24 protein-coding genes are annotated in these 25,422 nt (G+C 45.0%); 17 read left to right on the top strand and 7 right to left on the bottom strand.

The window, feature by feature from the left end:
- Positions 1 to 102 precede the first annotated feature (102 nt).
- From pilM to ACFI6L_RS13060, 9 genes are all read left to right on the top strand, one after another.
- A complete protein-coding gene (pilM, locus tag ACFI6L_RS13100; protein ID WP_049588773.1) occupies positions 103 to 1,170 on the top strand; it encodes a type IV pilus assembly protein PilM in 1,068 nt (355 codons plus the stop codon).
- A complete protein-coding gene (locus ACFI6L_RS13095) occupies positions 1,158 to 1,736 on the top strand; it encodes a PilN domain-containing protein (protein ID WP_061094070.1) in 579 nt (192 codons plus the stop codon). The genes pilM and ACFI6L_RS13095 overlap by 13 nt, the downstream gene beginning before the upstream one ends.
- A 2-nt stretch (positions 1,737 to 1,738) precedes the next feature.
- Positions 1,739 to 2,350, top strand: coding sequence for a type IV pilus inner membrane component PilO (locus ACFI6L_RS13090; protein WP_014948035.1), 612 nt, complete (start codon positions 1,739 to 1,741; stop codon positions 2,348 to 2,350).
- On the top strand, positions 2,347 to 2,874 hold the full coding sequence (locus ACFI6L_RS13085) for a pilus assembly protein PilP (RefSeq protein WP_014948034.1): 528 nt from the start codon (positions 2,347 to 2,349) through the stop codon (positions 2,872 to 2,874). Before ACFI6L_RS13090 ends, ACFI6L_RS13085 begins: the two co-directional genes overlap by 4 nt.
- Positions 2,875 to 2,876: 2 nt before the next feature.
- Positions 2,877 to 4,649, top strand: a complete 1,773-nt coding sequence (locus tag ACFI6L_RS13080) for a type IV pilus secretin PilQ (RefSeq protein WP_061094069.1) — start codon at positions 2,877 to 2,879, stop codon at positions 4,647 to 4,649.
- 270 nt (positions 4,650 to 4,919) lie between these two features.
- Positions 4,920 to 5,435 carry a shikimate kinase AroK gene (aroK, locus tag ACFI6L_RS13075; protein WP_014948032.1) on the top strand — a complete coding sequence of 172 codons (516 nt, stop codon included), beginning with the start codon at positions 4,920 to 4,922 and terminating at the stop codon, positions 5,433 to 5,435.
- 30 nt (positions 5,436 to 5,465) lie between these two features.
- Positions 5,466 to 6,533 carry a 3-dehydroquinate synthase gene (gene aroB / locus ACFI6L_RS13070; RefSeq protein ID WP_014948031.1) on the top strand — a complete coding sequence of 356 codons (1,068 nt, stop codon included), beginning with the start codon at positions 5,466 to 5,468 and terminating at the stop codon, positions 6,531 to 6,533.
- Between the two features lie 121 nt (positions 6,534 to 6,654).
- Positions 6,655 to 8,127 (top strand): SPOR domain-containing protein, encoded by a 1,473-nt coding sequence (locus ACFI6L_RS13065; RefSeq protein WP_462574163.1) that lies wholly within the window; start codon positions 6,655 to 6,657, stop codon positions 8,125 to 8,127.
- A gap of 226 nt (positions 8,128 to 8,353) precedes the next feature.
- Entirely contained in the window at positions 8,354 to 9,235 is an 882-nt protein-coding gene (locus ACFI6L_RS13060; protein ID WP_462574162.1) for a Dam family site-specific DNA-(adenine-N6)-methyltransferase, read from the top strand.
- 83 nt (positions 9,236 to 9,318) lie between these two features.
- On the opposite strand, the gene ACFI6L_RS13055 is transcribed toward ACFI6L_RS13060, so the two are convergent.
- The 3 genes from ACFI6L_RS13055 to ACFI6L_RS13045 all read right to left on the bottom strand — a co-directional run bounded on the left by ACFI6L_RS13055 (position 9,319) and on the right by ACFI6L_RS13045 (position 10,831).
- Positions 9,319 to 9,519, bottom strand: coding sequence for a DUF2970 domain-containing protein (locus ACFI6L_RS13055; protein ID WP_014948028.1), 201 nt, complete (start codon positions 9,517 to 9,519; stop codon positions 9,319 to 9,321).
- 9 nt (positions 9,520 to 9,528) lie between these two features.
- Positions 9,529 to 9,837: a hypothetical protein gene (locus ACFI6L_RS13050; RefSeq protein WP_014948027.1), complete on the bottom strand. Its 309-nt coding sequence runs from the start codon at positions 9,835 to 9,837 to the stop codon at positions 9,529 to 9,531.
- A 172-nt stretch (positions 9,838 to 10,009) separates the two neighbouring features.
- Positions 10,010 to 10,831: a TorF family putative porin gene (locus tag ACFI6L_RS13045; RefSeq protein WP_131137951.1), complete on the bottom strand. Its 822-nt coding sequence runs from the start codon at positions 10,829 to 10,831 to the stop codon at positions 10,010 to 10,012.
- 305 nt (positions 10,832 to 11,136) lie between these two features.
- On the opposite strand from ACFI6L_RS13045, the gene rpe reads away from it, so the two are divergent.
- The 8 genes from rpe to ACFI6L_RS13005 all read left to right on the top strand — a co-directional run bounded on the left by rpe (position 11,137) and on the right by ACFI6L_RS13005 (position 20,157).
- The gene (gene rpe, locus ACFI6L_RS13040; protein ID WP_371343041.1) at positions 11,137 to 11,814 is read left to right on the top strand and encodes a ribulose-phosphate 3-epimerase; all 678 of its coding nucleotides are present in this window, start codon (positions 11,137 to 11,139) and stop codon (positions 11,812 to 11,814) included.
- A gap of 50 nt (positions 11,815 to 11,864) precedes the next feature.
- A complete protein-coding gene (trpS, locus tag ACFI6L_RS13035; RefSeq protein WP_039225099.1) occupies positions 11,865 to 12,872 on the top strand; it encodes a tryptophan--tRNA ligase in 1,008 nt (335 codons plus the stop codon).
- 100 nt (positions 12,873 to 12,972) lie between these two features.
- A complete protein-coding gene (locus ACFI6L_RS13030; protein ID WP_014975476.1) occupies positions 12,973 to 13,557 on the top strand; it encodes an anthranilate synthase component II in 585 nt (194 codons plus the stop codon).
- Positions 13,558 to 13,854: 297 nt separating this feature from the next.
- The gene (locus ACFI6L_RS13025) at positions 13,855 to 15,021 is read left to right on the top strand and encodes an HDOD domain-containing protein (RefSeq protein ID WP_462574161.1); all 1,167 of its coding nucleotides are present in this window, start codon (positions 13,855 to 13,857) and stop codon (positions 15,019 to 15,021) included.
- A gap of 462 nt (positions 15,022 to 15,483) precedes the next feature.
- Complete coding sequence (locus tag ACFI6L_RS13020) at positions 15,484 to 16,692, top strand: aspartate aminotransferase family protein (RefSeq protein ID WP_014978113.1); 1,209 nt, start codon at positions 15,484 to 15,486, stop codon at positions 16,690 to 16,692.
- A gap of 20 nt (positions 16,693 to 16,712) precedes the next feature.
- A complete protein-coding gene (gene astA / locus ACFI6L_RS13015) occupies positions 16,713 to 17,750 on the top strand; it encodes an arginine N-succinyltransferase (protein ID WP_462574160.1) in 1,038 nt (345 codons plus the stop codon).
- A 13-nt stretch (positions 17,751 to 17,763) separates the two neighbouring features.
- Complete coding sequence (astD, locus tag ACFI6L_RS13010; protein ID WP_462574159.1) at positions 17,764 to 19,233, top strand: succinylglutamate-semialdehyde dehydrogenase; 1,470 nt, start codon at positions 17,764 to 17,766, stop codon at positions 19,231 to 19,233.
- 117 nt (positions 19,234 to 19,350) lie between these two features.
- Complete coding sequence (locus tag ACFI6L_RS13005) at positions 19,351 to 20,157, top strand: DUF1338 domain-containing protein (RefSeq protein WP_039217670.1); 807 nt, start codon at positions 19,351 to 19,353, stop codon at positions 20,155 to 20,157.
- Positions 20,158 to 20,222: 65 nt separating this feature from the next.
- Here ACFI6L_RS13005 and ACFI6L_RS13000 read toward each other — a convergent pair whose 3' ends face one another.
- From ACFI6L_RS13000 to parC, 4 genes are all read right to left on the bottom strand, one after another.
- Positions 20,223 to 22,157, bottom strand: coding sequence for a putative bifunctional diguanylate cyclase/phosphodiesterase (locus ACFI6L_RS13000; RefSeq protein ID WP_462574158.1), 1,935 nt, complete (start codon positions 22,155 to 22,157; stop codon positions 20,223 to 20,225).
- Positions 22,158 to 22,172: 15 nt separating this feature from the next.
- Positions 22,173 to 22,391, bottom strand: coding sequence for a hypothetical protein (locus tag ACFI6L_RS12995; RefSeq protein ID WP_462574157.1), 219 nt, complete (start codon positions 22,389 to 22,391; stop codon positions 22,173 to 22,175).
- Between the two features lie 12 nt (positions 22,392 to 22,403).
- On the bottom strand, positions 22,404 to 22,940 hold the full coding sequence (locus tag ACFI6L_RS12990) for a heme NO-binding domain-containing protein (protein WP_014948016.1): 537 nt from the start codon (positions 22,938 to 22,940) through the stop codon (positions 22,404 to 22,406).
- Positions 22,941 to 23,003: 63 nt separating this feature from the next.
- Complete coding sequence (gene parC, locus ACFI6L_RS12985; protein ID WP_014975471.1) at positions 23,004 to 25,289, bottom strand: DNA topoisomerase IV subunit A; 2,286 nt, start codon at positions 25,287 to 25,289, stop codon at positions 23,004 to 23,006.
- Positions 25,290 to 25,422: the final 133 nt, after the last annotated feature.

The following is a 25,422-nucleotide window of genomic DNA, read 5'->3' as shown; positions in this document are numbered from 1 at the left end:
GTATATTTTATACGTATGTGTTATCTCTAGAACCATACGCATAAGACTATTAGAGTAACATTGTACTTTAGAGCAACTACCTTTGAAACTGGACACTTGCACATGAAATCGCTGTTTAAGAAAAAGCTGCCGCCCATTGTGGGCTTAGATATAGGCACGCGTCAAATAAAAGCGGTGTGGTTAGAGCAATCGAAAGACGGGTTCGTCCTTCAAGGGTATGCCTGTGAGCCAATTAACAAAATCGCTTTCTCTGAGCGTGATATTAAAGACTATGAGTCAGTAAGCATTGCTCTCAAGAAAATTCGAAAGTCGCTAAAAACAAAATTAAAGCTGGCAAATGTTGCGGTGGCTGGTACGTCAGTGATCAGTAAAATCGTCTATATGGACCCAGAGCAAAGCGATTACGATTTAGAAAATCAAATTGAGATCGAAGCCGACAGTCTCATTCCCTATCCGCTTGAAGAAGTATATTTGGATTTTGAAGAAATGGGGCCGAGCGCAACGCACACTGGAAAAGTAAATGTATTACTTACCGCTGCGCATAAAGATTTGGTAGACAGTCGCTTGCTGCTTGCAAGAGAAGCTAACTTTGAACCCAAAATTGTTGATATGGAAAATTATGCCATCGGCAATGCCATGGACTTTTTCCATACGCCTCATACCGAAGACATGCCACTTTGCTGTATTAATGTGGGCGCCTCGCTTCTTCAAATATGCGTAATAAAAAACGGCGACGTCATCTACACCAAAGAGCACGCCTTTGGCTTAAATCAGCTAATTAACGATATTAGCGCCATTCATATGGTTGAGCGTGAAACCGCAGAGCGTCAGCTACTTGATGGCACGCTGTCTGGAAATTGGGTGGAAGATACGCTTCCTATATTTGCCGCTAACCTACAGCAAAATATCAACCGTGCATTACAAATGTATATGAGCACGCTACATGCAGAGCGCCCCACCAAAATACTGTTTAGCGGCGGTGCCGCTACTATTGAACCGTTAGTCGACATTTTAAAACAAGACTTAGGCCTAGAGGTTGATTGCTTCAATCCGTTTAGCAACATGTCGATAAACCCTAAACTTGATGCCACGAGACTTAGCAAAATTGCACCACAGCTTGCGATTGCAGCGGGTCTAGCGAGCCGGAGCTTTACGCCATGGCACATGTAAATTTACTACCTTGGCGAGAGAAGCAGCGCCAACATCAAAAACAACAATACTTGGCAGGGCTACTTGCTGTTGCCGCCATTGTAGGATTGATTTTTTGGTTCATTGGTCAAGCTATCGACCAGCAAATAAGTAATCAAAACTCGCGTAATCAATACCTTGAACGGGAAATCGCGGTTTTAGATGCGCAAATTGCAGAGATAAAAAAGGTTAAAGACAGTAAAAATGCCATTGAGCAGCGCATGGCATTAATTGAGCAACTGCAAGCAAGTCGCAATGTGGCTCCTATAGTATTTGATGAACTTGCTAAACTCGTTCCTCCCGGTGTGGCCTTCGAGTTTATGACCAGAAGCAATAACCGTATTGAGATTGAAGGGACTAGTGATTCGAACAATCGTCTTTCCGACTTTATGCGCGCGCTGGACAACTCGAAAGTGTTCGTTGCCGCAGAGCTTTCTACCATTAAATCTGACAGCAGTGCAGCGAGAGCGATTAGCAACTTTACGCTTACGTTTTCGATAAACCCCAATGTTGCTCCGCTAGAAATAGAAAGTAGTGAGGCGCAATAACCATGAAGTTTGATGTTTCAAAACTAAAAGAACTCAACGAACTCGACTTTGAACAAATCGCTATTTGGCCAAACGAAGTTCGCATTGTTGTGGCGGCGTTTGTCGCAATATTGGTAGGTGCGTTGAGCTACTACATGCTAATAAGCCCCAAATTACCGATTAAAGATGCGGCTGAATTAAAAGAACAAGAACTAAAGTTACAGTTCGAAGCAAAGTACCGCATTGCGGCTAATTTAGAAGCTTACCAAGCCCAACTCGCGCAAATTAAAGAAGACTTCTCGTCTATGCTGAAAAGTCTTCCAACCAGCAACGAAACACCGGGTTTGCTTGACGATATCACTTACGTTGGTACCGCATCGGGCCTCACGTTTGAGTTGCTTAACTGGCAACAAGAAGTACCAAAAGAGTTTTACACCGAACTACCTATCGAAATGGAAGTAAGCGGTGGCTATCACAACTTTGGCGAATTCGTTTCCAAAGTCGCAGATTTACCTCGTATCGTTACACTTCACGATTTTGACATAAAGCGTGAAGCAAATGGTCTGTCGCTGAAGCTGCAGGCGAAAACTTATCGTTCGGAAAACTCGACAGACATTGAAGGAGATGAACAATGATTCGTTCGTTTTTATCTCTTTTAATCATATTGTTAGTAACAGGCTGTTCACCTAAACTCGACGATCTGCATGCCTATACACAGAGTGTTAAAGAGCGTGCTCAGCCACAAATTGAACCGTATCCAGAATTCAAGACTCACCCACCTTTTAGCTATTCGGCAAGCGCTTTAAGAAGCCCGTTCGATCGCCCTAAGAACAACGCAGCTCCAGTAGCAAAAGCGCGGGTAGAAAACTGTTTACAGCCAAACTTCCAGCGCCCTAAAGAAGCATTGGAAGCCTATGGCGTGGACGCCCTCGCACTGACTGGCAACTTTGCCGTTAAAGGAGTGCAGTGGGCATTATTGAAAAGTAACGATGGCGTATTACATAAAGCTAAAGTAGGGAGTCGTATCGGCTTGTTTTATGGCAAAATTACGCAAATTAGCACCGACTCAATTACTATTGAACAGTTATTACCTGATGGTGCGGGCTGCTGGCAAAGGAAAACAACAACAATGACTACAGCATCGAAGGCGGGAGAGTAAGCATGGCCGAACGATACATATTTAACAAATCTCTGAATCGTAGAGTGCCTAGATGGTATTGGCTGGCTTTCGCTGTGGCTGCAATATTTTCATTAACCGTATTTGTTTCGCCAGTAAAAGCCCAAGAGCCTTTGTTAGTCGACCCTGATACTAAACGAAATGCATCAACCGTTACCACCACGGTCACAAACATCGACTTTACTCAAGCAGCTAACAATACCGCTGTAACACTGGTGAGTTTTGAGGGCCAAGCGCCAAAGCTTCAGCTTATTGAGTCACAAGGAAAAGTATCCCTTACATTACCAAACACCAAGTTAGGCGAAGACCAATTGGTAGAACTTAATGTGGCTGATTTCGGCACGTTGGTTTCTACCATCGAGACATTCGAAGATAAAGATGGCGCGCGAATTGAGGTTAATTATTCGGGCCCAGTTACGGTTCAAAATACGGTAAAAGACGGCGTAATTCGTATGGCGATAACGCCAATGGACAGCGCGCAGCAAGACGCCTTGGAAGCGGAAAAGAAATACACAGGCGACCCCATTTCGCTCGATTTTCAAGATGTTCCTGTGAGACAAGTTTTACAAATTATTGCGCAGGTTAATGGGTTTAACTTAGTGACCACCGACACCGTAACAGGAAACGTAACGATAAGCTTGTCGGGCGTTCCGTGGGATCAAGCTCTCGACATGATTTTGCGTGTTAAAGGTCTGGATAAACGCTTAGAGGGCAACATTTTATTAATTGCACCGGCTGAAGAACTATCGGCTCGTGAAACCCAAGCCCTTCAATCTAAAAAGCAAGTTTCAGACTTAGCGCCTCTTCATACGGTTAATATTCCTGTTAACTATGCAAAAGCTGCTGCCTTGGCCACGATCTTAAAGTCGACAGAGGGCGGGATCTTATCTGAGCGAGGGGGTGTTACAGTAGATGAACGAACCAACACTTTACTTATTCGCGACACGTTAGCCTCTATTGATGAAGCAAGAAAAACCATCAATGCGTTAGATATTCCAGTAAAGCAAGTGCTGATTGAAAGCCGTATGGTTACTGTGCTTGACGATGTAGGCGAGCAGCTTGGCGTTCGTTGGGGTTTCAGCGACCGTCAAGACGATAATGGTGTGTCGGGAAGCCTTGAGGGCGCAGACACCATTGCCGGCGGCATAGTGCCTAGCATTGATAATCGCCTTAATGTGAACCTGCCTGTGACCAGCGCCGCGGGTAGCATTGGCTTTCAAATTGCGAGCTTGGTTGATGGCACCATATTAGACCTTGAGCTTTCCGCACTAGAATCTGAAAACAAAGGCGAAATTATTGCGAGTCCTCGTATTACGGTTGCTAACCAGCATGAAGCTTACATTGAACAAGGTACGGAAATACCTTACGTACAAGCAACGTCTAGCGGTGCGACTTCAGTAGAGTTCAAAAAAGCCGTTTTGTCACTGAAAGTTACGCCACATATTACGCCTGATAATCGCATTATTTTGGATTTAGTTGTTACGCAAGATACCCGTGGCGAAACCGTTTCTACGTCTACTGGTGAGGCCGTAGCCATCGATACCCAAGAAATTAAAACGCAGGTATTGGTAGAAAACGGCGAAACCATCGTATTAGGTGGCATATTCCAACAAACCAGTTCTGATGGCGTGTCGAAAGTGCCTTTGTTTGGTGATTTGCCTGTCGTTGGTGCCCTTTTCAGAAACTCGTCACAACTTCAGCAAAAACGAGAACTACTTATCTTTGTGACACCCAAGATAGTCACTGAAAGACCATAATCCTCATTTTTAGCCTTCAAAAAAGCGCATTTTTGTGCGCTTTTTTTGGTTTTCAGCCTTTTTTTGTAACTAAATTTACAGGTATACGCTATTTGTTAGTAACAAAACTTGCAACGCCTTGCATGAAACTGAGATAATCCCCGCCTCGAAATTTAAGCGAGGTTTAAGGAGTGGTGCTTATTGGACACTAAATAGGCACGAGTCAATGGGTAGGCTGGTAAGGCAACAGTGCACTGCCCCTAACATGATTAAGTTGTGATATAAGCAAATATGGCTGAAAAACGTAATATCTTTTTAGTTGGCCCAATGGGTGCTGGCAAAAGTACCATCGGTAGACATCTGGCAGACGAACTTCACCTAGACTTTTTTGATTCGGATCAGGAAATTGAGCGCCGCACGGGTGCAGACATTGCCTGGATCTTCGACCTTGAAGGCGAAGACGGTTTCCGTAAACGCGAAGAAAACGTCATTAACGATTTGACAGATAAGCAAGGTATTGTACTTGCTACTGGCGGCGGTTCTATTGTAACTAAAGCTGTGCGTAATCGTTTATCTGCCCGCGGCATCGTTGTTTACCTACAAACGACAATCGATAAGCAAGTTGCCCGTACACAACGTGACAAACGTCGTCCTTTGCTACAAAACGAAGATCCAGAACAAGTACTTCGCGATCTTGCAGAAATGCGCAACCCGCTTTACGAAGAAGTTGCTGATTACATTGTTGATACAGACGACCAAAGTGCGCGTGCTGTAGCGAATCAGATTATCAGTAAAATTGGTTTATAAATTAAATATGTAATAGGAGGTGCTACGCCAATGTCAACCTTAACTGTGGAACTTGGAGAACGTAGCTATCCTATACAGATAGAGGCTGGGCTGCTTTCGCAACCTGGCCTTTTTAGTGCCTATATAAAAGGCCCACTTGCCGTCATTGTTACCAACGAAACTGTTGCCCCACTGTATTTAGAAACCGCTAAAGCGGCGTGTGGTAATGTTCAAGTTGAAACCATTATTTTGCCGGACGGCGAGCAACACAAAAATCTTGCTCAATTCGAAGTGGTTATGACACGCCTTCTTGAGCTAAACGCTGCAAGAGATACGACACTTATCGCACTTGGCGGTGGTGTAATTGGTGATCTTACTGGCTTTGTTGCGGCAACTTACCAACGCGGTGTGCCCTTCATTCAAGTTCCTACGACTTTGCTTTCTCAAGTCGACTCATCAGTAGGTGGAAAAACCGCGGTAAATCATCCTCTCGGCAAAAACATGATTGGCGCTTTTTACCAACCGGTTTATGTGGCCATTGATACTGATACCCTCGCTACATTACCCGCGAGAGAGTTTGCTGCTGGCATGGCAGAGGTCATCAAATACGGTATCATTTACGACGCACCGTTTTTTGAATGGCTTGAAAGTAATGTAGATGCACTTACGTCGCTTGATACTGAAATTCTTACCCAAGCTATTTCTCGCTGCTGCGAAATCAAAGCAGACGTGGTAGCAAAAGATGAACGTGAAGGTGGTTTACGCGCCATTCTTAACTTAGGCCACACGTTCGGTCACGCTATTGAAGCCGAGCAAGGCTACGGTAACTGGCTGCATGGCGAAGCGGTAGCCGCTGGTACTATAATTGCTTGTAAAGCTGCTGAAGCATTAACGTGGTTTGAAGCGTCAGAAACACGACGCGTATCGTCGCTATTTGAAGCATTTGCTTTACCGGTTGCAGGCCCAAATAGTATGACAAAGAATGACTACGTTAAGCATATGAAACGCGATAAAAAAGTGGAAGCTGGCAGTATTCGATTTGTACTTCCTCAAGGCATAGGCAAAGCGGTTGTTACCAAGGACGTCACGGACGCCATTCTTACTGACATCCTTTCTTAGTCATTAGCCCTCGCGAGAACCAGGCAACGCGTCTATCTTGACTTCCCTACGTTAGTTGGAATCATGAAGAAATGCGTTGCAGGACAGTTTTTAAAGCAACGGTGAATAAGGGCAAACTCCCATGCAAAGTGAACTGCATGAACGTTTGGAATATTTGGTCAATTACTCTTCTCAGCTGATTTTTGTCAGTGGTGAGTCTATTGCTCAACAACAAAAGACCCTTGAAGCCTTTGTCTTCCAGCAGCACGATGATACCGAGATTGCGTATTTAACTACGCAAGAAAATATGGAGCCCTCTGACTACCGTCGACAACTTTGTCGGCAGCTTCTTGGTCAAGTGGTGGGTAGCTTCGTTAGGCCTCTAAACGAACTACTTTCCGACCTTAATAGTCACGAAGGTCCAATTCTTATAGCCATCACCCAAGCCCACAATCTTCCTGATGCACTACTGCAAGAACTATGGGACTTGGTGTTGCAAAGTCGGTTCGCTGGTAACAAACAGCATTTAAATGTGCTTTTGTTCGCGAATAACGAATGGGCTGAGCGCGCCAAGCAGTGGCTTCCTGCAAAAAATACAGAAACCCCACTAATAATTAGCAGCCAGTCAGTCATTAGCGAACAGCCTAGCTTCGAGTCAGAGCTCGACAAAATGATTGCTTCACGTCGCGAGGCTTTTCAGGCTCATTTAGAAAATAGACAGCGTGAAAATACGCAAACTTTTATCAACCCGTTAAAGTCTAAGTGGTTTTATATCGCTGTTATATGCGTGTTCCTTGCTACGTTTTCTGGCCTTATTTACTGGCAATACGGTGATAAATTAGCATCGATTTTTGCGCCTATTAGTCAACCTTCGCCAGAACCTGAAAGAACCCAGGTTGAGCCCGGCTCTGCTTATAACAAGCTTATAGGCAATGGTGAAACCGATGAAAGCAAAACAACAGCATCAAACTCAGCAACTCAAGCAACCAACCAAATAGGCAACGTAGAACTTGTTTCCGCGCCCAATGATGATAGTGCAGACGTTGGTGGCTCGTTAATTGATGAATCGTCAGATAACGGTCCGTTGATTACCAATTGGGAAAATGCGGTTTCATCCTTACCTGAAGTTACGCCATCTTCAGAACAGGCAGACAGTAACCAGTTTGAGAATGCCCCGATTGGAGATAATACCACTGACTCCAATGGTTCAGAGGTGGTTAGCAACGGTGCGCTACGTGATCAACAACCTGCTCAAGGTGCCAAATCAAACTCGGACGGCGTCAACGATAATGTAGCGCCAACCACAGTGGCCAGTGAATCGAGTCAAGAAGGCTGGATTGGGGAAAATGACTACGCTATACAGTTGTTAGCGATGAAAAATGAGTCTGTTCTCAGTGAGTTCCTACGAGAAAACAATCTAACTGAGCAAACGCGAATTTATAAAACGACGCGCTATGGTGGCGACTGGTTTGTAGTAGTTAACAAGCAAATCTACACGTCGTTATCTCAAGCGCAACAAGCACGAACAAATTTACCCGAATATCCAGGTAAACAAAATGCTTTTATAAAGCGAGGAAACCAAATCCTCTCAGAGATGAGCAAAGCGCAAAATTAAGTCATTTCACAACCGTGTGGTCATAATATTTCCAGTAAATGAGCAAAATTCCGTTCTTGCGACACTTGTTGGTTGTCCGTTTTACTGATGAAAGTTACAATCTACCTTTAGTGTGGTGATATCTGATACTGATCAGCATAAAAGTATAAAGACGACCCTTTCCCTTGGAACGGCGGCGCACGGAAAAACCACCGTCTTCATTCCGTCTAGGTAGTAACGTTTAAGCATGATGCAGAAAAAAAACCGGGCTTTTTTAAAATGGGCCGGTGGCAAATACAGCTTGGTTGAGCATATTCAGGCCAGATTACCGCAAGCCAATAAACTCATTGAACCGTTTGTTGGTGCCGGATCTGTATTTCTGAATACGCAATACAAACGCTACCTGCTCAATGACATCAATCCTGATCTCATCAACTTATACAATTTCCTTAAAGCGCAGCCCGATGCACTGATTAACGATGCACGCGCGTTTTTTGATGGAAGTCGCAATGAAGAAAAGATGTACTATGACTTGCGCGAAGAGTTCAACGCAACGCAAGATGAATACTACCGAGCGATTCTTTTTCTTTATTTAAACCGACATGGGTACAACGGTTTATGCCGCTACAGCCTTCAAGGGCGTTTTAACGTACCTTTCGGCCGCTATAAAAAGCCGTACTTTCCAGAAGACGAGATGTTTGTGTTTTCGGAAAAATCGCAAAAAGCGACGTTTACTTGTCTTCCTTTTGAAAAGATTTTTTCTAGAGCTAGGCGTGGCAATGTTATTTATTGTGACCCACCGTATGCTCCTATCAGCAAGACTGCAGCGTTTACCAGCTATGCCGCGCGAAGCTTCGGACAAGAATCTCAAGAGAAGCTGGCTGAGCTCGCCACCCGCGCGTCAAAAAAGCGAGGCATACCCGTCCTCATCTCAAATCACGACTTACCGCTAACTCGGTCGCTTTATCACGGGGCAGATTTCAGTATGCTGTCAGTTAAGCGTTCGATAAGTCAAAACGGTGCAAAGCGACAGCCTGTGGATGAAATTTTGGCTTATTTCCCTCCAGCTAACATCGCACCAAAGCGAAAGACTCGAAAAAAGAAGACGTTTCACCGCCCTTCAGTTTAGTGTGTGGAGCCTAAAAAACGTCTTATAGGTAGCGCATCGACCGCCTTACCCACATACGATTTTAATGTGTATTCACGCAATTGCTATGCGCTATAGCCCGTATACCATTTAACGAACATAAAAAGCGTAACAACAAACAGCACAACCAAGATTACGCCAATGACGGCGAAGCTGATAAAAGTGCCTTTAGTAAAGTCACGTTCGTAGTTTTTATGGCTCTGAACACCAAATAGACTAGCAACTACACTACCTAGAACTGACCAAAAACCAGTACCAGACTGCATAATTTTCCCCTAAGTATCGTTAGCAGGTGAGGTGAAATCTCGATTACCTTCGTCGCTGTGCATCAACTCAAGTAGGTCTAAAAAGTGGAATTGGAAAGAGGATGATTTCCCCGCTATCCATGACAGCCAACTTACTTCCTCAACACCCTCTTGATGACGGGCACATTGGTTTTGAATATGGCTTGCGGGCAACTTGGGGTTGAACTCCGTAACGGGTTGGAATTCGCATACTGACGAGTGTGAATTTGGCGTACTTGTAACCGCAACGCTAACAAGCGCTACCGCTCCACAAATCGCAAAAAATGGAAGAACTTTCATCCTGAATACTCCTTACACTCGTTTAAAAATTAATCTCATTATAATCAAAAGCAGGTTACGAACAAGTTAAAAATGCGTTGCTTGTAAAAAATGAAAAGCCTAACGAAAACACATTAGGCTTTTAGTACTCAACGTTATGACAAAGGCCTTCCAATGGCCCCTACAAAGTAGTTTATAGCTCGAAGTCTACTGAATACGCTACGGTAAATTTAACGGCGTCGTTATCAAATTCGTCGTCACCGCCCATGTCGTCAAGGTCGGTACCGGTGATGGCGAAGCTAAAGCCGTCTTTTGCTATTGAAATACCATAGTCCATATAACCTTCCACGCCATTAAACGCTTCAGCGAAGTCACCCTCGTGATAACCCACATGGAAACCAAGCTCAGTGCCATTCAGGATTTCTGTAGTGTAACCAAGAGACGTATAAGACGCTTGAGCAAAACCAAAGTCCTGATCTTCGCCTTCGTCAGCTTCAGTGTGCGCTAAAAGGTATACCGTAAGGCTTAACCCACCCATACCTACAGACCCATAAACTTCTGCAAAGTCGAAGTTCGCTTCGTCATCGTAGTTGTAGTAAAGGTAGCCAAAGTCGTACGCAATACCGTCAGACTCACCTGAAAAACCGAAGTACATATCGTGCTCATATGAATATTCGTCACCTGCACCGTAGTTCACGTTAGACGCCCACGTACCCGCATAAAAACCACTTTCATGCGCGTAATCGATACCACCCTGTACTGCGGCTTCGTTAGTTGTTTGTGTTAGACCACGCCAGATGTAGTTACTGGTTGCACTAGCGTTAGCAGTGAATGAACCTTCTGCATAGCTAGGCATGGCTGTTAACAGACACGCTGAAGAAATAGCAGCGGCAAGTATTGTTCTTTTTGTAGATGTTTTCATGTGTGTTCTCCAGTCAAATTCAAACTTGTTGTAATTCGTTTTTTCTGTCTGTGTTTTCTTTTTTGGACTGGATAACGCAAAGTTGATGCCCATTTATGGTTCATCAAAAAAACTCGCAAAAAATAAATTAACCAATTGAAATTTAGAGCATTATTTCTCTTAAAAAATCCATCCGCTGTCACCGAAACAAAAAAACGCTGCATAAAAATGCACCAACATAACGCGCGCTCACCAAAATTGGGCAATGCTCTGACAAAGTCCGTTTATCTTAAATTTCCGCGAAATTAACGCTGATTAACCCTTTGCATAGTAAAGAAGCACGGATTTGGGTAAACTTTCGCAAAGGTGAAACGTAAGTGGCAACGCACCTTGTTGTTTTTAGAATGAAAGGACATGCAATGAAACCATTCCTAATTGCTCCATCAATATTATCGGCCGATTTCGCTCGACTTGGCGAAGACGTAGAAAAGGTATTAGAGGCTGGCGCTGATGTGGTGCATTTCGATGTAATGGATAACCACTATGTACCCAATCTTACGTTTGGGCCAATGATTTGCGAGGCCTTAAGAAACTACGGTATTACCGCTCCCATTGATGTGCACCTAATGGTGAAACCCGTCGATGATTTAATTGAAAAATTCGCGAATGCAGGGGCTAGCTATATTAGTTTTCACCCAGAAGCGTCTGAGCACATAGACCGCTCTCTGCAGCTTATTATCGATGCAGGTTGCAAGCCGGGGCTCGTATTTAACCCAGCAACGCCACTACATTATCTTGACCACGTCATGGACAAACTGCACCACATTCTTATTATGTCGGTTAACCCAGGGTTTGGTGGTCAAAAGTTTATTCCTAGCACCTTAGATAAAGTGCGCGCAGTGAAACAGCGTGTATTAGAAAGCGGCTACGATATTCGAATTGAAATTGACGGTGGCGTAAAAGTCGATAACATTCGCGAAATAGCGGAAGCGGGCGCGGATATGTTTGTGGCTGGTTCGGCTATTTTTTCTCAACCCGACTACAGCGATGTCATTGAGCAAATGCGCAATGAACTAGCGTCAATGTCTAAAGCATAATTTTTGAAGCTTTATTTTCACAGTATTTAACGTATTACAGGTAAAAAGAAATGAGTAATAAACCCGTTGTATTAAGTGGCTGTCAGCCTTCAGGACAACTTACCCTTGGCAATTACATGGGTGCACTTAAACAGTGGGTTTCCATGCAAGACGACCACGACTGCTTATATATGATAGTGGATTTGCATGCTATTACTGTACGACAAGACCCTAAGCAGCTTGCTGAAGCTTGTCTAGACGGCCTTTCTCTTTACCTTGCTTGCGGTATTGATCCACAAAAAAGTACTCTGTTTTTGCAATCCCATGTGCCTGAACATGCACAGCTATCTTGGGTATTGAATTGTTACGCCCAAATGGGTGAGCTTAATCGCATGACTCAATTCAAAGATAAGTCTGCGAAGAACGAAAATAACATTAATGTAGGCTTATACAGCTACCCTGTACTCCAAGCAGCAGATATTTTGCTATACCAAGCAGATAAAGTACCGGTAGGTGAAGATCAGAAGCAGCACCTTGAATTGACTCGTGACATTGCTACACGTGTTAACAATCTATACGGCGATGTATTTCGTCTACCTGACCCGTATATCCCAGACTTTGGCGCGCGCATCATGAGCCTTCAAGAGCCTGAAAAGAAGATGTCTAAGTCTGACAACAACCCGAATAACTTCATCGGCTTATTAGAAGATCCTAAGAAGTTAGCCAAGAAAATCAAACGTGCCGTGACCGACTCTGACGAGCAAGCTAATATCTACTTTAACCCAACTGAAAAACCAGGCGTGTCTAACTTACTGACCCTACTTTCGCTTGCGACGGGTAAATCAATTAAAGAGCTTGAGCCTGAATATACCGACAAAATGTATGGCCACCTTAAAGGTGATGTTGCAGACGCTGTGGTTGCTCTACTTGAACCCATTCAGGCCCGCTATGCTGAAATTCGCGCAGACAGAGCATATCTTGACGACGTAATGCGTCAGGGTGCTGAGAAAGCGTCAGCGCGAGCGGCTGAAACTTTGGCTAAAGTATACAAAGCGGTCGGCTTTATTCCAAAGCCATAACAGCCGAATTCCAACATCTTGCTACACGCCATGAAGGGTTCATTTAATCCTTCATGGCTAAAACCTTCGCAACTTAGAAATACCAAGGACTAGCACTGCTGTGTTGCTGTTAATTGATAACTTCGATTCGTTCACTCATAACCTCGCTCGGTATTTCACTGAGCTCAGCGTCGACGTTGAAGTGGTGCGAAATAACGCACTGACCTTAGACGACATATCTCGCTTAGCGCCTTCACAGTTAGTTATTTCACCGGGACCATGCACGCCTAACGAAGCGGGCATCAGCTTATCTGCGATTGAACATTTTGCAGGCAAGATTCCTATTTTAGGTGTATGCCTGGGTCATCAAGCTATAGGTCAAGTGTTTGGTGCCAAGGTAGTAGGTGCACAAGAGATTAAGCATGGAAAAATTTCACCCCTAACACACCGCAATAGTGGCCTGTTCAAAGGCTTACCTAACCCGTTTAACGTGACGCGCTACCACTCATTGGTTTTAGATCCCGCATCGCTACCTGCCTCACTGAGTGTTGATGCATGGTGTGAAACCGCAAAGGGCACAAAGGAAATCATGGCAATTTCCCATAATCATCACCCTATTTGGGGCGTGCAGTACCACCCCGAGTCACTGCTTACCGAACACGGTCATAGCGTACTGGATGCATTTCTTCAGTTTAAATCAATTTAAGTATACGAGTTTGATGCCGATACGCTTTTATAGCGTAAAAGGTTACGCTTGAAGGCCAGAATTACTCGCAATTCACTGATTTTTCGTTTAACTTTTCATTATTCGTTTTAGCCAATGCGCTGAATAAAGATTATACGAAGCATCGCACACGCAATATCAACAGTTGCAGGGTAAATAAGGCTTGCTTTCAAGCAGTATCTACCATTTTTATCATTACCGTAGCGAAAGTAATAAAGGCCCCTGATGTACGATAATATTGCCGTTCACCAAAAAGTTATGAGCAGGAGTGCTTTTAATATGACAATGGGGGCAACCACACCGCCCACGATAGATGATCGTTTTGAAAATATGATCATATCGCCAGAGCGAGTGCTGGAAATGCTAGGAAGGTGCAAGGTGGGAGAAGTAAGCTTCGAGCAATCGGAGCAAGGTGATGCGCGCAGGCTGCTACTGCACGTTGAAAAAGTGGCGATTGAAAACAAGCGCCTTCAAGAGAAAACCGAAGCGTCATACCTTGAATCAGTGAGTCACCATCTTCACGAGATCCTTCTAGGTGAATTAACAGAGCAGCTAAGCTATACCGACGAGCTCGTTCAAAACGTACTTAACTTGCCCGAAAATATCGGCGAGCTTCTTGATGCACTTTCCGTGAAAGCATGCTCGGTTTCGAAACTAGAGCCAATTGCCGCAACCATGCCATGGCTTTATGATGAACTAATCGTTGTGGTGAATACTCCACAATTTAGACGCAAAGACTCCCGTGGGCGTATTATTGTGGTAGAGACACTGCGCACAGCATTGAGCTTTTTGGGTATTGAAAACCTACGCACATTGATACCGTCGCTCATTTTAAAGCGCGCTATGCCTCAGATTACCGACCCTTACCCGCTAATTAAACAAAAGCTTACGCCTTATACGACTGGCGTTGCCATAACGGCGAAACGCCTTGCAGCACTTACGGATTTAAACAAAAACCAGGCTTATACCCTTGCGATGCTCAGTAATTTGGGGCGTTGTGTCGTAACAAGACTTTACTTCAAACTGTTCGATAAAATTCAGCTACACCTGTTGCAAGAATGCCAGAAAGACAAAGAGCAAAAGCGACATGAAGCGCTACTCAAAGTGGCTCCTTCAGCCAACCACCTTATTGCTCTACAGCAAGAATTCGCAGATGCAGTCAGCGCGGATATTCTGGAGTGGATGCATTTAATGCGCTTGCCTATTGCAGAACCGATGCGAGCGTGTGCCGATAAAGTTCCCGCACAGCCTAAAACGCTCAGTAAGGTACTTCATCAAGCCCGAACCTACACACAAATTCGGATGTTACATCAGTTAAAGCTTGTTGAAATGAAAGAAGTAAAGCCGCTTTTCATGGAGCAACGCTACCCTGCAGGTGCACTCGAAAAACTCAAAACCATTGATATTTTCACCCTTCCTTTGGTGAAAAACGAAGAGAATAATTAATTTTTTAGTGGATATTCATGCACTCGTTATGCACCTTTTTCATTTCATGTGCATGATGCCCCAAATTATTGACGGTTGCTCAATGCCTTGCCCGTTTTTAGCGACATTAAACAGGTAAGGCTTCCAGTCCTATCCCCCCTTTCTTATTGCTTCACAGTGCATTAAAACCCGTATGCAGCCCTTTTCTCAGCGCAAAAATTGATTATTACTAATTGATATAGCCCAGTAGTTAATAGTTATTCACTTTTCCTGCAAATTAAGCCACAGTCCTTATAAATAAAGGGCTGCAGCCTTTTGCATAGAAGACAAATGTTAAAAAAAATGGCATACTGTTGAACAAATCCGATTAGTTTTTACGCGCCCAATTAACGCTTATCGACCAAAGTAGTACTAAAATGTGCTCATAGATTCGATAGGCCAAATCACACAGTGTGATTGGCGCCCAACGCAGAGGTAACAAAGATGAACGTAACTCGCGCTACATTTGATGATGTAATGGTTCCTAACTATAACCCAGCAGGTATGGTACCTGTTCGAGGTGAAGGTTCACGCGTATGGGACCAAGATGGAGCTGAGTACATCGACTTTGCAGGCGGTATTGCAGTTAACGTTTTAGGTCACTGTCACCCAGAGCTTGTGAAAGCTCTTAATGAACAAGGCAGCAAGCTTTGGCACTTAAGCAACGTTTTCACTAACGAGCCAGCCCTTCGTTTAGCTAAAAAGCTAAATGACGCAACGTTTTCAGATAGAGTTTACTTCGCAAACTCAGGCGCAGAAGCGAACGAAGCAGCATTGAAGCTAGCTCGTCGCTGGGCGCTGGACAAGCACGGTGAAGACAAAAATCAAATCATCGCTTTCAACAAAGGTTTCCACGGCCGTACCTTCTTTACCGTAACAGTAGGTGGTCAAGCTGCTTACTCTGACGGTTTTGGTCCTAAGCCAGGCGCTGTTGACCACTGTGACTACAACGATTTAGCTGCCTTTGAAGCGCTAATTTCTGACAAAACCTGCGCGGTAATGATGGAACCGCTTCAGGGTGAAGGCGGTATTATTCCACCTGATGTAGATTTCGTAAAAGGCGTTCGCGAGCTTTGTGACAAGCACAACGCATTACTTATTTTTGACGAAGTTCAGTCGGGTGTTGGTCGTACTGGTCACCTTTATGCCTATATGGGTCTTGGCGTAACACCTGATATCCTAACAACCGCTAAATCTCTTGGTGGCGGCTTCCCAATTGGTGCCATGCTTACCACAGCAGACATCGCTGCACACCTTAAGCCAGGTACCCACGGTAGTACTTACGGTGGTAACCCACTAGCCTGTGCTGTTGCGGAAAAAGCGTTAGATATCGTGAACCAGCCAGAAGTGCTTGAAGGTGTACTTAAGAAAGAAGCCCTATTCCGTGAACTACTAGGTGCTATCAATGAAAAGTACAACGTATTTGAAGAAGTACGTGGTCAAGGCATGCTGTTAGGTTGTGCGTTAAATGAGAAATACCAAGGCCGTGCACGTGACTTCATGATGGCTGCAACGAAAGAGAACCTTATGTGTCTTGTTGCTGGCATGAACGTTATTCGTTTTGCACCTTCACTGGTTATTCCTGATGAAGACATCAAAGAAGGTCTTGCACGTTTTGAACGCGCCGTTGCTGCCGTTGTAAACGCCGAATAATTACAACACGAGTAGCGAACATGAATATCATTCGCCCTATCACGAAGGCCGACTATAACGCGCTTAAAGAAATCGCCGTTGAATCAGGTATTGGCTTTACGTCTTTACCTGTCAACGACGAGTTGCTGCAGCGTAAAATTGATCGTGCAGAAACTGCGTTTAACAAACCAAACGTAACCGAACCTGGCGATGAGTCATACTTGTTTGTAATGGAAGATACCACTACCGGACAGGTAGTGGGAACAACAGGTATTGAAGCGGCTGTTGGTATAGACGATGCGTTCTATCATTACCACCTAAGCAAAGTAGTGCACGCCTCGCGCGAGCTTAACATTCACAACACGGTAGACATTCTAACGTTTTGTAATGACTACACCGGTGTTACTGAAATATGTACGCTGTTTCTTCGCGAACAAGCCCGCGGCGGCATAAACGGCCGCTTCCTTTCAAAGGTTCGATTCTTGTTCATGATGGAGCACCGTGAACGCTTCTCAGAGACAGTTATTGCTGAAATGCGCGGTGTGAGTGACGAAGAAGGACGCTCACCGTTTTGGGAGTGGTTGGAAACCCATTTCTTCTCTATGGATTTTCCTACTGCCGACTACTTAACTGGCATTGGTAATAAAGTGTTTATTGCTGAACTTATGCCGAAGTACCCGATATACGTAAATCTGCTTAGCAAAGAAGCGCAGGAAGTCATTGGCGAAGTCCATGACAAAACACGCCCTGCTCTTCAGCTTCTTGAAGAAGAAGGCTTTTCTTGCCGCGGCTACGTAGACATTTTCGACGCAGGCCCGACGGTAGAAGCAAACTTAAGCCACATCCGCACGGCTCAGTCGAGTTTAAAACTGCCTGTAGTGATTGACGATAGCGCTGCTGCCCAAGGGCAAACGCACTACATCATTAATACATCAGTATCTGATTTTCGTGCAGTTGCCACCGAGGTGACGGTAAGCGAAGAAAAGCAAGTTGCCGTGCTATCTCGCCAAGCCGCTGCTGCATTGAATGTCAAAGAGGGAGAGCACGTACGCTTCGCCCCCGTTACATTCAGAGATTAAAAGGACACCCACTATGCTACATACACATTTTATCAACGGTGAATGGGTTGCCGGACAAGGTCATGACTTAGCGTCAATTGACCCTGCAAAAAACGAAGTGATTTGGGAAGGTAAGTCTGCGACAGCCTCTCAAATTGATGACGCAATTAACGCTGCTCGTGCTGCACTTGTAGCATGGAGCATGAAAACCGTTGAAGAGCGTCTTGAAATTATTAAGGTTTATGGCACTAAGCTAGAAGAAGCTAAAGCGCACCTTGCCAAAGTTATGGCTAAAGAAACGGGCAAGCCAGAGTGGGAAACTGCCACTGAAGTTGGCGCCATGATGGGCAAAATTGGTATTTCTGAAAAAGCCTATTTTGAACGCACGGGTAACGTTGAAAACCCAATGCCTGTAGGTAAAGCCTTCATTCGACACAAGCCTCACGGCGTTGTTGCTGTATTTGGCCCATACAACTTCCCTGGCCACCTGCCAAACGGACATATTGTTCCAGCCCTTATTGCAGGAAACACGGTTGTATTTAAACCAAGCGATTTGACGCCTATGGTTGCACAAGAAATGGTGAAACTATGGGATGCTGCTGGCCTGCCAGCGGGCGTACTTAACCTAGTACAAGGTGAAGTTGAAACTGGCAAGGCTTTGGCGTCGCATAACGATATCGACGGTCTTTTCTTTACGGGTAGCTCGCGTACAGGAAAAATCTTGCACGAGCAGTTCGCAGGTCACCCAGGTAAAATTCTGGCTCTTGAAATGGGTGGTAACAACCCACTCATTGTTAAAGATGTGGCTGATGTTGATGCTGCCGTACATGACATCGTTCAATCTGCTTTCATTACGTCCGGTCAGCGCTGTACGTGTGCACGTCGCCTATTCTTACCAGCCGATGCACAGGGTGATGCAATCCTTGCTCGCTTAATCGAAGTGACCAAGAATATTAAGGTAGGTGATTATGACGCTGAAGATCAACCATTTATGGGCGCAATGATCTCAAGCAATGCCGCTGCACTGATGGTAAAAGCACAGCAAGAGCTTGAAAACCTTGGTGGTAAAGTACTAGTTCGCCTTGAACAAAAAGACGAGAGCAAAGGTTTTGCTACGCCAGGCATCATTGATGTAACTGACATGCTTGCTTCACTGCCTGACGAAGAACACTTTGGTCCACTACTTAAAGTGATTCGTTACAGCGATTTTGACGCAGCTATCGCAGAAGCAAATAACACCAGCTTTGGCTTATCAGCAGGTCTTCTAGGCGACAACGAAGAAGATTATCGCTACTTCTTCGCACGCATTCGCGCGGGCATCGTAAACTGGAATAGACCTATTACAGGTGCAAGCAGCGCAGCGCCATTTGGTGGCGTGGGCGACAGCGGTAACCACAGAGCAAGTGCGTTTTATGCAGCCGACTACTGTGCATACCCAGTTGCTTCAGTTGAGCTTGATAAAGTTACTATGCCGGGCAAATTAAGCCCAGGCTTGTCGATGTAACCCAAGCTTTTCACGTTATAAAAAGGCCGACATGATTTTTGTGTCGGCCAGTTTAGTACCAACCCTATACGAACTATTCGTTTAAAAATAGTCAACGACAGAAAGGACCCTACCACCATGCATAGCAACATCGATACGTTGTTTAGCAACATGTGGGACGATTACGTTACCATCACTCCCTCAGCGCACAAAATTCATGCACTTTTAGCGGGTGAAGAAAACACGAACGACATCGTTAACGACCATGTAGCTTTTCGAACTTTTGCTCTTGATAAAACCCGCTTAGACAAGCTTGCTGCGCACTTCTTAGCATTGGGTTATGAAGCTAAAGGCGACTATGACTTTGAAGCGAAAAAGCTTACTGCAAAGCATTTCGAGCACCCTGACGATACTAAACCAAAAGTATTTATTAGTGAGCTTCGTGTAAATGAGCTTTCTGAAACTGCTCAAGCAATTATCAAGAAGATGGTTGATCAAATGCCTGAGTCTGTAGTGGATGCAGATAACTTCTTGTACTCGGGTAAACATTGGGACGTTACTAAAGCAGAATACGACACACTGCTTAACGAATCAGAATACGCGGCGTGGATGGCAGCATGGGGCTTCCGTGCTAACCACTTTACGGTAAGTGTTAATCACTTAACCCGTACTGACGAGCTTACCGACGTAAACACATTGCTTAAAGAAGCAGGCTTTGTGCTGAACACCTCAGGTGGCGAAATTAAAGGTGGGCCAGACGTATTTTTAGCGCAATCATCAACGATGGCTGACCGTGCTGACGTAGCGTTTAGCGACGAAACTGTGGCAATTCCAAGCTGCTTCTACGAGTTTGCACAACGCTATGAAATGCCTGATGGTAAGCTTTACAAAGGCTTTGTTGCCGCATCGGCAGATAAAATCTTTGAAAGCACCAATGCTAAGTAACGAGCTTGCTTAGTCATTAAGAAAAGCCCGATAGGGCTTTTTTTGTTTATGCTTAGCTGAAGACATTACCGATTAGGCTCTGTAGTATGCCTTGCCAAGAATTGATCGTAAGGCATTGGTTTATCAAAGTAAAACCCCTGCATTAGCTGAATGTCGGCCTGCTCCATGAAAGGCAAATAAGACTCCAACTCTACGCCTTCAGCCACCACATCTATTTGCAAACTCTTTAACATCGCTATCAAACCATTAAATAGCGCATTGGCTTTGCTATCTTGGTGAATACCCTGAATTAAGCTTTTATCCACCTTAACCACTTCAAACTGGAAACTTCGCAAGTAGCTAAGAGATGAAAAGCCACTGCCAAAATCATCCAGAGACAGTCTAAACCCATGATCTCTCAACGTGTTTAATGCTCTAAGTGCTGATTTTTCATCGCGAATAAAGACCGACTCAGTGAGCTCTAGCTCAATAAATTCGGGAGACACATCATTATCCATACAGATAGACATTGCCTGATTTGGAAATTCTGGGTCAAGCATCTGATTAGCGCTGATATTCACAGACAAAGGAATGGCATCACCCTGCTGCGATTCCATTATTGAAATGTAATCACATGCCGCTTCCAGCGCTTGAAGACCAATGGCGCTGTCCAGCTTGTGCTCTTCTGCTATGGGAATAAACACTGCTGGCGATACAACACCGTGCAAGCCTGAAATCCAGCGACACAGTACTTCACCGCCTTTTAACTCACCGTTTAGATCGTATTTACCCTGAATATAGAAATCGAGAAGGTGGTTCTCTACCGTTCTGCGCAAGTCATTCACCATACTGACCTGCTGGGTCATGCTCTCATAGAGACCTGACTCGTAAATAAACGCCTGCCCTTTACCCAGCTCTTTCGCACGGTACATTGCGGCGTCGGCACACTGCACCAGGCTTTCTAGGTTATCACTATGTTCTGGAAATTCAGCAATGCCAATACTGGCAGACAGCCTAAGCTCCGAAGTTTTTACGGTTATGGCGTCTTCTTCTATCTGGCTGATAAGCCGCTCAGAACGTTCAGCAATTTCCTCAACATTCTGATTAGGCAATACGGCAATAAACTCATCACCACCCCACCTGCCGACTTCCCCTATTGGGCCGAATATGGCAGTAAGGAGCGCTCCTACGCGCTGAAGCTCAATATCCCCTCTTTCATGCCCTGCGTTATCGTTAATTGCTTTGAACCCGTCCAGATCAATAAAGACCAAAACAAAGTGCTGTTCTTTTTGTACTAACCCGGAGATGGACTCACGCAGCGAATTGCGATTGGAAAGGCCGGTTAACTCATCGTGCAATGCCAGTTGACGTAGTTTGGCTTCGTTGCGTTTTCTATCGCTGATGTCGCGCATTGTGGCAATCAAATAAGATGACGTTTGCTGGTAGGTCTCAAACAAAGCCACCGAGATATCGACAACCTTAATTTCACCGTTTTGCGTCTTCACTTTCGACTCGAAGCGAATTTGTTTATCAAGCGCCAACTGCACTTTATCGACTTTCTCAGCAATGAATATTTGGTTGAAATCCAAACCAATGCATTGCTCTTTGAAAGGCGCAGCAATCAGCTGAATATATGCATCGTTACATTCTGTGATAACAAGATCAGGTGAGAGTACTAACATGGGCTCACGTGAGCTCGCAAAAGCAGAGGCCATTAAGTGAAACGATTGTTCGGCTTTGCGCTGCTGAGTAATGTCTTTTGTGGTGCCAACAATATGAAGCGCTTCACCCGCTTTTCCGCGCTTCAGCACGCGCCCGCGCAGCCTTACCCACTGAAAATCGCTGTCGAGCTTTAAGCGAAAAGAAAACTCTATACGGTCACGATTGCCGTGTAGCGCCATGCTCCAGTGAAACTGCAGACCGTCTAAATCGTCCTCATGTACCCGCTCTAGAAGCTCAATTAAGGTGCCTGACCAGGTAGATACACTTTCAGAATGTAGTGAGAATGAGCGAAATTCCATAATGTCATTCTCTGCCTACCAATTCCAAAAAGACTCCTGCGACGCCCATAGTGCAAGTTCCAAATCTTTCTGTGCACTTTGGCTTTTTTGAAGCGTAGCATACAAACTTTGCGTCTTTTCTCTCAGCAAAGCTTCGGCTTGCTCTCTCGCATTTCGCTCTCGCTTTAAACGCCTTTCAAGTAACGCAGCACGGTCGCTACCAGAAGGCGTGCTATGCGTTGTTCCATCTGACATAACATGCCTCCGTTAAACGAGAGATATACTAAATTCGTAGGTATGAGGCGTATCTAGTTGATGGGTTTCCCTTTCCAGGGTGCAGTTGTAATGAGCTGCGGCTGCGTCCATCAAGCCTTCTGCTAAAGGATATAATTCTCTTTCAGAATAATACTGTAAGCGCATGGTGTTATCGGTTCTGGATATCACCGTAAATCGGGGTAGGTCGGCGTCTGGGTAGAGCTTCTTAACCTGAACATGAATGTCGCCGTCCAAGTGCTCCAGCATATCCAACATGCCTTCTGTATTGGCTAGCACGTCGCCATGTACTGCACCTAACTTACCAAATAAGTAATAGCCAAAATCGTAGAGTAGCTCGTTAGCTGACTTACCCGTTTTCTCCACCAGCACACCTAACAGGCGTTGCATTTGTTCAAACGGGTAATAGCCCACTGCGGTATAAGCGCCGTCGTTTTCTAACCCAGCTTCCATGATGACATCGTCAGCAAACTCAGGAGAAACTTTCTCCTCGAGCATATCGATTAACGATGTAAAAACTATGCCTAGCATGTAAATTCCTCATCTAATCCCTTTTTGAGTGTAGTTCACCTAAGCATAAGAACAACTTAAACTTTATGACAAATCTTCAGATGTTTCGTCCTTGCTGGGTAAGACAACTTCAACCGTATCAACCCGCTGTAGTCCTCGCGGTAATTTATTCCCTCTTCGGCCTCTTTCTCCCTGATAGTGGGTAAGGTCGTCAGCCGTCAGTGTCATGTTGCGCTTACCGGCTCCCACTTTAATTGCGGCACCATCAGGTACAACAGCAAGCACCTTCACGTACTCTTCTCGAGATTGCGATTTTGCAGAAGGAATATTGATAAGCTTGTTCCCCTTCCCTTTACCTAAACTTGGTAAGTCGCGTAGTGGGAACATGAGCATGCGACCTTCATTAGAAATACTTAGGCACCAGTCGGAGTCTGGATTTGTAACCGGTGTTGGTTTCATGACTTTCGCCGCAGTAGGCAATGATAAGTAGGCTTTACCCGCCTTGTTCTTACTCACCATATCTTTAAATGTGCCGACGAAGCCGTAACCTGCATCAGAACCTACTAAGAATTTGCTTTCGTCTTGCGCCATAATGACGTGTTGGAATGACTCGCCACCAACTATGCTGAAGCGCCCGGTTAGCGGCTCCCCTTGACTTCGTGCAGACGGCAACCCGTGAGCGTCACAAGAGAAAGTACGACCTGAACTGTCCATAAACACGGCAGGCTGATTGCTCTTGCCTTCGGCGCTGGATAAATAGGCATCACCAGCTTTGTAGCTTAAACCTTCCGCATCGATATCATGACCTTTTGCACAGCGTGCCCAGCCTTTTTCTGACAGCACAACAGTTACAGACTCAGCAGGTACCAGCTCTTTTTCAGACAGCGCTTTAGCTTCACCACGCTCAACAATAGGTGAGCGTCTGTCGTCACCGTACTTTTCAGCGTCTGCAAGGATTTCTTTCTTAATGAGGGTTTTAAGGCGGCGATCTGAGCCTAGAAGCTGCTGAAGCTTGTCGCGCTCTTCTGCAAGTTCATCTTGCTCGCCTTTAATCTTCATTTCTTCTAACTTGGCTAAGTGACGAAGCTTCAATTCCAGAATAGCTTCCGCTTGTGTGTCACTTAAACCGAATCGCGCCATTAATTCTGGTTTTGGTTTGTCGTACGTGCGAATAATTTCGATAACTTCATCGATATTCAAAAACGCAATTAATAAACCTTCTAAAATATGCAAACGCGCTAACACTTTATCTAAACGGTATTGCAAGCGGCGCGTCACGGTATCTTTTCGGTACTGCAACCATTCAGACAAAATCGTACGTAAATCTTTCACCTGAGGGCGACCGTCCAGGCCAATCATGTTCAAGTTGACCCGGTAGTTTTTCTCTAGGTCGGTAGTTGCAAATAAATGCTGCATCAGCTGAGTTACATCAATGCGATTTGAGCGAGGCGTAATCACCAAACGAGTTGGATTTTCATGATCCGATTCGTCTCGAAGATCGCTTACCATAGGTAACTTTTTCGCCTGCATTTGCGCGGCAATTTGCTCTAGTATCTTGGCACCAGACGCTTGGTGAGGTAGAGCGGTAATAACAACATCACCGTTTTCTTCCATATACACCGCGCGCATTTTTATAGAACCACGCCCAGTCTCGTACAGTTTTTGAATATCAGACTTTGGCGTAATAATTTCAGCTTCGGTAGGATAGTCAGGTCCATTAACGTGTTCTAGCACATCGCTAAGCTCGGCTTTGCTGTTGTCTAACAACATGGCACACGCGTTGGCCAACTCTCTCACGTTGTGAGGAGGAATATCCGTCGCCATGCCAACGGCAATCCCTGTCACGCCATTTAATAGGATATGTGGCAAGCGAGCTGGAAGCACGCTAGGCTCGTTTAGCGTACCGTCAAAATTAGGTACCCAATCTACCGTACCTTGTCCAAGTTCATTCAGCAGCACCTCAGAGAAGCGCGAGAGCTTAGCTTCCGTATAACGCATGGCAGCAAACGATTTCGGATCATCCGGCGCACCCCAGTTACCTTGACCATCTACTAAAGGGTAGCGATAAGAGAAAGGCTGAGCCATGAGCACCATCGCCTCATAACAGGCAGAATCGCCGTGAGGGTGAAACTTACCCAGCACATCACCTACGGTTCTCGCCGATTTTTTATATTTGGCGTTTGCATTTAACCCTAGGTCTGACATCGCATAAATGATGCGTCGCTGAACAGGCTTTAAGCCATCCGAAATATGTGGAAGTGCACGGTCCATGATGACGTACATGGAATAGTTTAGATAAGCGTCTTCGGTGAAACGTCGAAGAGGAAGTTGCTCTACCCCATCGCGATTAATGATGATCTCGTCACTCATGATAGTTTTTTCGTTTTGTTATTAATACCAATGCGCTCGTGCTAGTTAGGCTGTCTATTGTGGTCAATTTAGCGCACCACTTAGTGAAAGCTCGCGAGCGTTAAAGGCTATTGTGGGGTAAACCGCATTTGTG

The organism is Alteromonas sp. G4i35, assembly GCF_054960375.1.
This window is presented reverse-complemented; position numbering and strand designations above follow the sequence as displayed.

What these genes read in the sequence shown, in the direction of transcription:
- ACFI6L_RS13050 (WP_014948027.1), bottom strand. Translation starts at nt 9,837, where the DNA reads ATGAAAGTTCTTCCATTTTTTGCGATTTGTGGAGCGGTAGCGCTTGTT.
- ACFI6L_RS13055 (WP_014948028.1), bottom strand. Translation starts at nt 9,519, where the DNA reads ATGCAGTCTGGTACTGGTTTTTGGTCAGTTCTAGGTAGTGTAGTTGCT.
- parC (WP_014975471.1), bottom strand. Translation starts at nt 25,289, where the DNA reads ATGAGTGACGAGATCATCATTAATCGCGATGGGGTAGAGCAACTTCCT.
- aroB (WP_014948031.1), top strand. Translation starts at nt 5,466, where the DNA reads ATGTCAACCTTAACTGTGGAACTTGGAGAACGTAGCTATCCTATACAG.
- astA (WP_462574160.1), top strand. Translation starts at nt 16,713, where the DNA reads ATGAATATCATTCGCCCTATCACGAAGGCCGACTATAACGCGCTTAAA.
- pilM (WP_049588773.1), top strand. Translation starts at nt 103, where the DNA reads ATGAAATCGCTGTTTAAGAAAAAGCTGCCGCCCATTGTGGGCTTAGAT.
- ACFI6L_RS12995 (WP_462574157.1), bottom strand. Translation starts at nt 22,391, where the DNA reads ATGTCAGATGGAACAACGCATAGCACGCCTTCTGGTAGCGACCGTGCT.
- ACFI6L_RS13025 (WP_462574161.1), top strand. Translation starts at nt 13,855, where the DNA reads ATGACAATGGGGGCAACCACACCGCCCACGATAGATGATCGTTTTGAA.
- trpS (WP_039225099.1), top strand. Translation starts at nt 11,865, where the DNA reads ATGAGTAATAAACCCGTTGTATTAAGTGGCTGTCAGCCTTCAGGACAA.
- astD (WP_462574159.1), top strand. Translation starts at nt 17,764, where the DNA reads ATGCTACATACACATTTTATCAACGGTGAATGGGTTGCCGGACAAGGT.
- ACFI6L_RS13085 (WP_014948034.1), top strand. Translation starts at nt 2,347, where the DNA reads ATGATTCGTTCGTTTTTATCTCTTTTAATCATATTGTTAGTAACAGGC.
- aroK (WP_014948032.1), top strand. Translation starts at nt 4,920, where the DNA reads ATGGCTGAAAAACGTAATATCTTTTTAGTTGGCCCAATGGGTGCTGGC.
- ACFI6L_RS13065 (WP_462574163.1), top strand. Translation starts at nt 6,655, where the DNA reads ATGCAAAGTGAACTGCATGAACGTTTGGAATATTTGGTCAATTACTCT.
- ACFI6L_RS13060 (WP_462574162.1), top strand. Translation starts at nt 8,354, where the DNA reads ATGATGCAGAAAAAAAACCGGGCTTTTTTAAAATGGGCCGGTGGCAAA.
- ACFI6L_RS13090 (WP_014948035.1), top strand. Translation starts at nt 1,739, where the DNA reads ATGAAGTTTGATGTTTCAAAACTAAAAGAACTCAACGAACTCGACTTT.
- ACFI6L_RS12990 (WP_014948016.1), bottom strand. Translation starts at nt 22,940, where the DNA reads ATGCTAGGCATAGTTTTTACATCGTTAATCGATATGCTCGAGGAGAAA.
- ACFI6L_RS13095 (WP_061094070.1), top strand. Translation starts at nt 1,158, where the DNA reads ATGGCACATGTAAATTTACTACCTTGGCGAGAGAAGCAGCGCCAACAT.
- ACFI6L_RS13000 (WP_462574158.1), bottom strand. Translation starts at nt 22,157, where the DNA reads ATGGAATTTCGCTCATTCTCACTACATTCTGAAAGTGTATCTACCTGG.
- ACFI6L_RS13005 (WP_039217670.1), top strand. Translation starts at nt 19,351, where the DNA reads ATGCATAGCAACATCGATACGTTGTTTAGCAACATGTGGGACGATTAC.
- ACFI6L_RS13045 (WP_131137951.1), bottom strand. Translation starts at nt 10,831, where the DNA reads ATGGGCATCAACTTTGCGTTATCCAGTCCAAAAAAGAAAACACAGACA.
- rpe (WP_371343041.1), top strand. Translation starts at nt 11,137, where the DNA reads ATGAAACCATTCCTAATTGCTCCATCAATATTATCGGCCGATTTCGCT.
- ACFI6L_RS13020 (WP_014978113.1), top strand. Translation starts at nt 15,484, where the DNA reads ATGAACGTAACTCGCGCTACATTTGATGATGTAATGGTTCCTAACTAT.
- ACFI6L_RS13080 (WP_061094069.1), top strand. Translation starts at nt 2,877, where the DNA reads ATGGCCGAACGATACATATTTAACAAATCTCTGAATCGTAGAGTGCCT.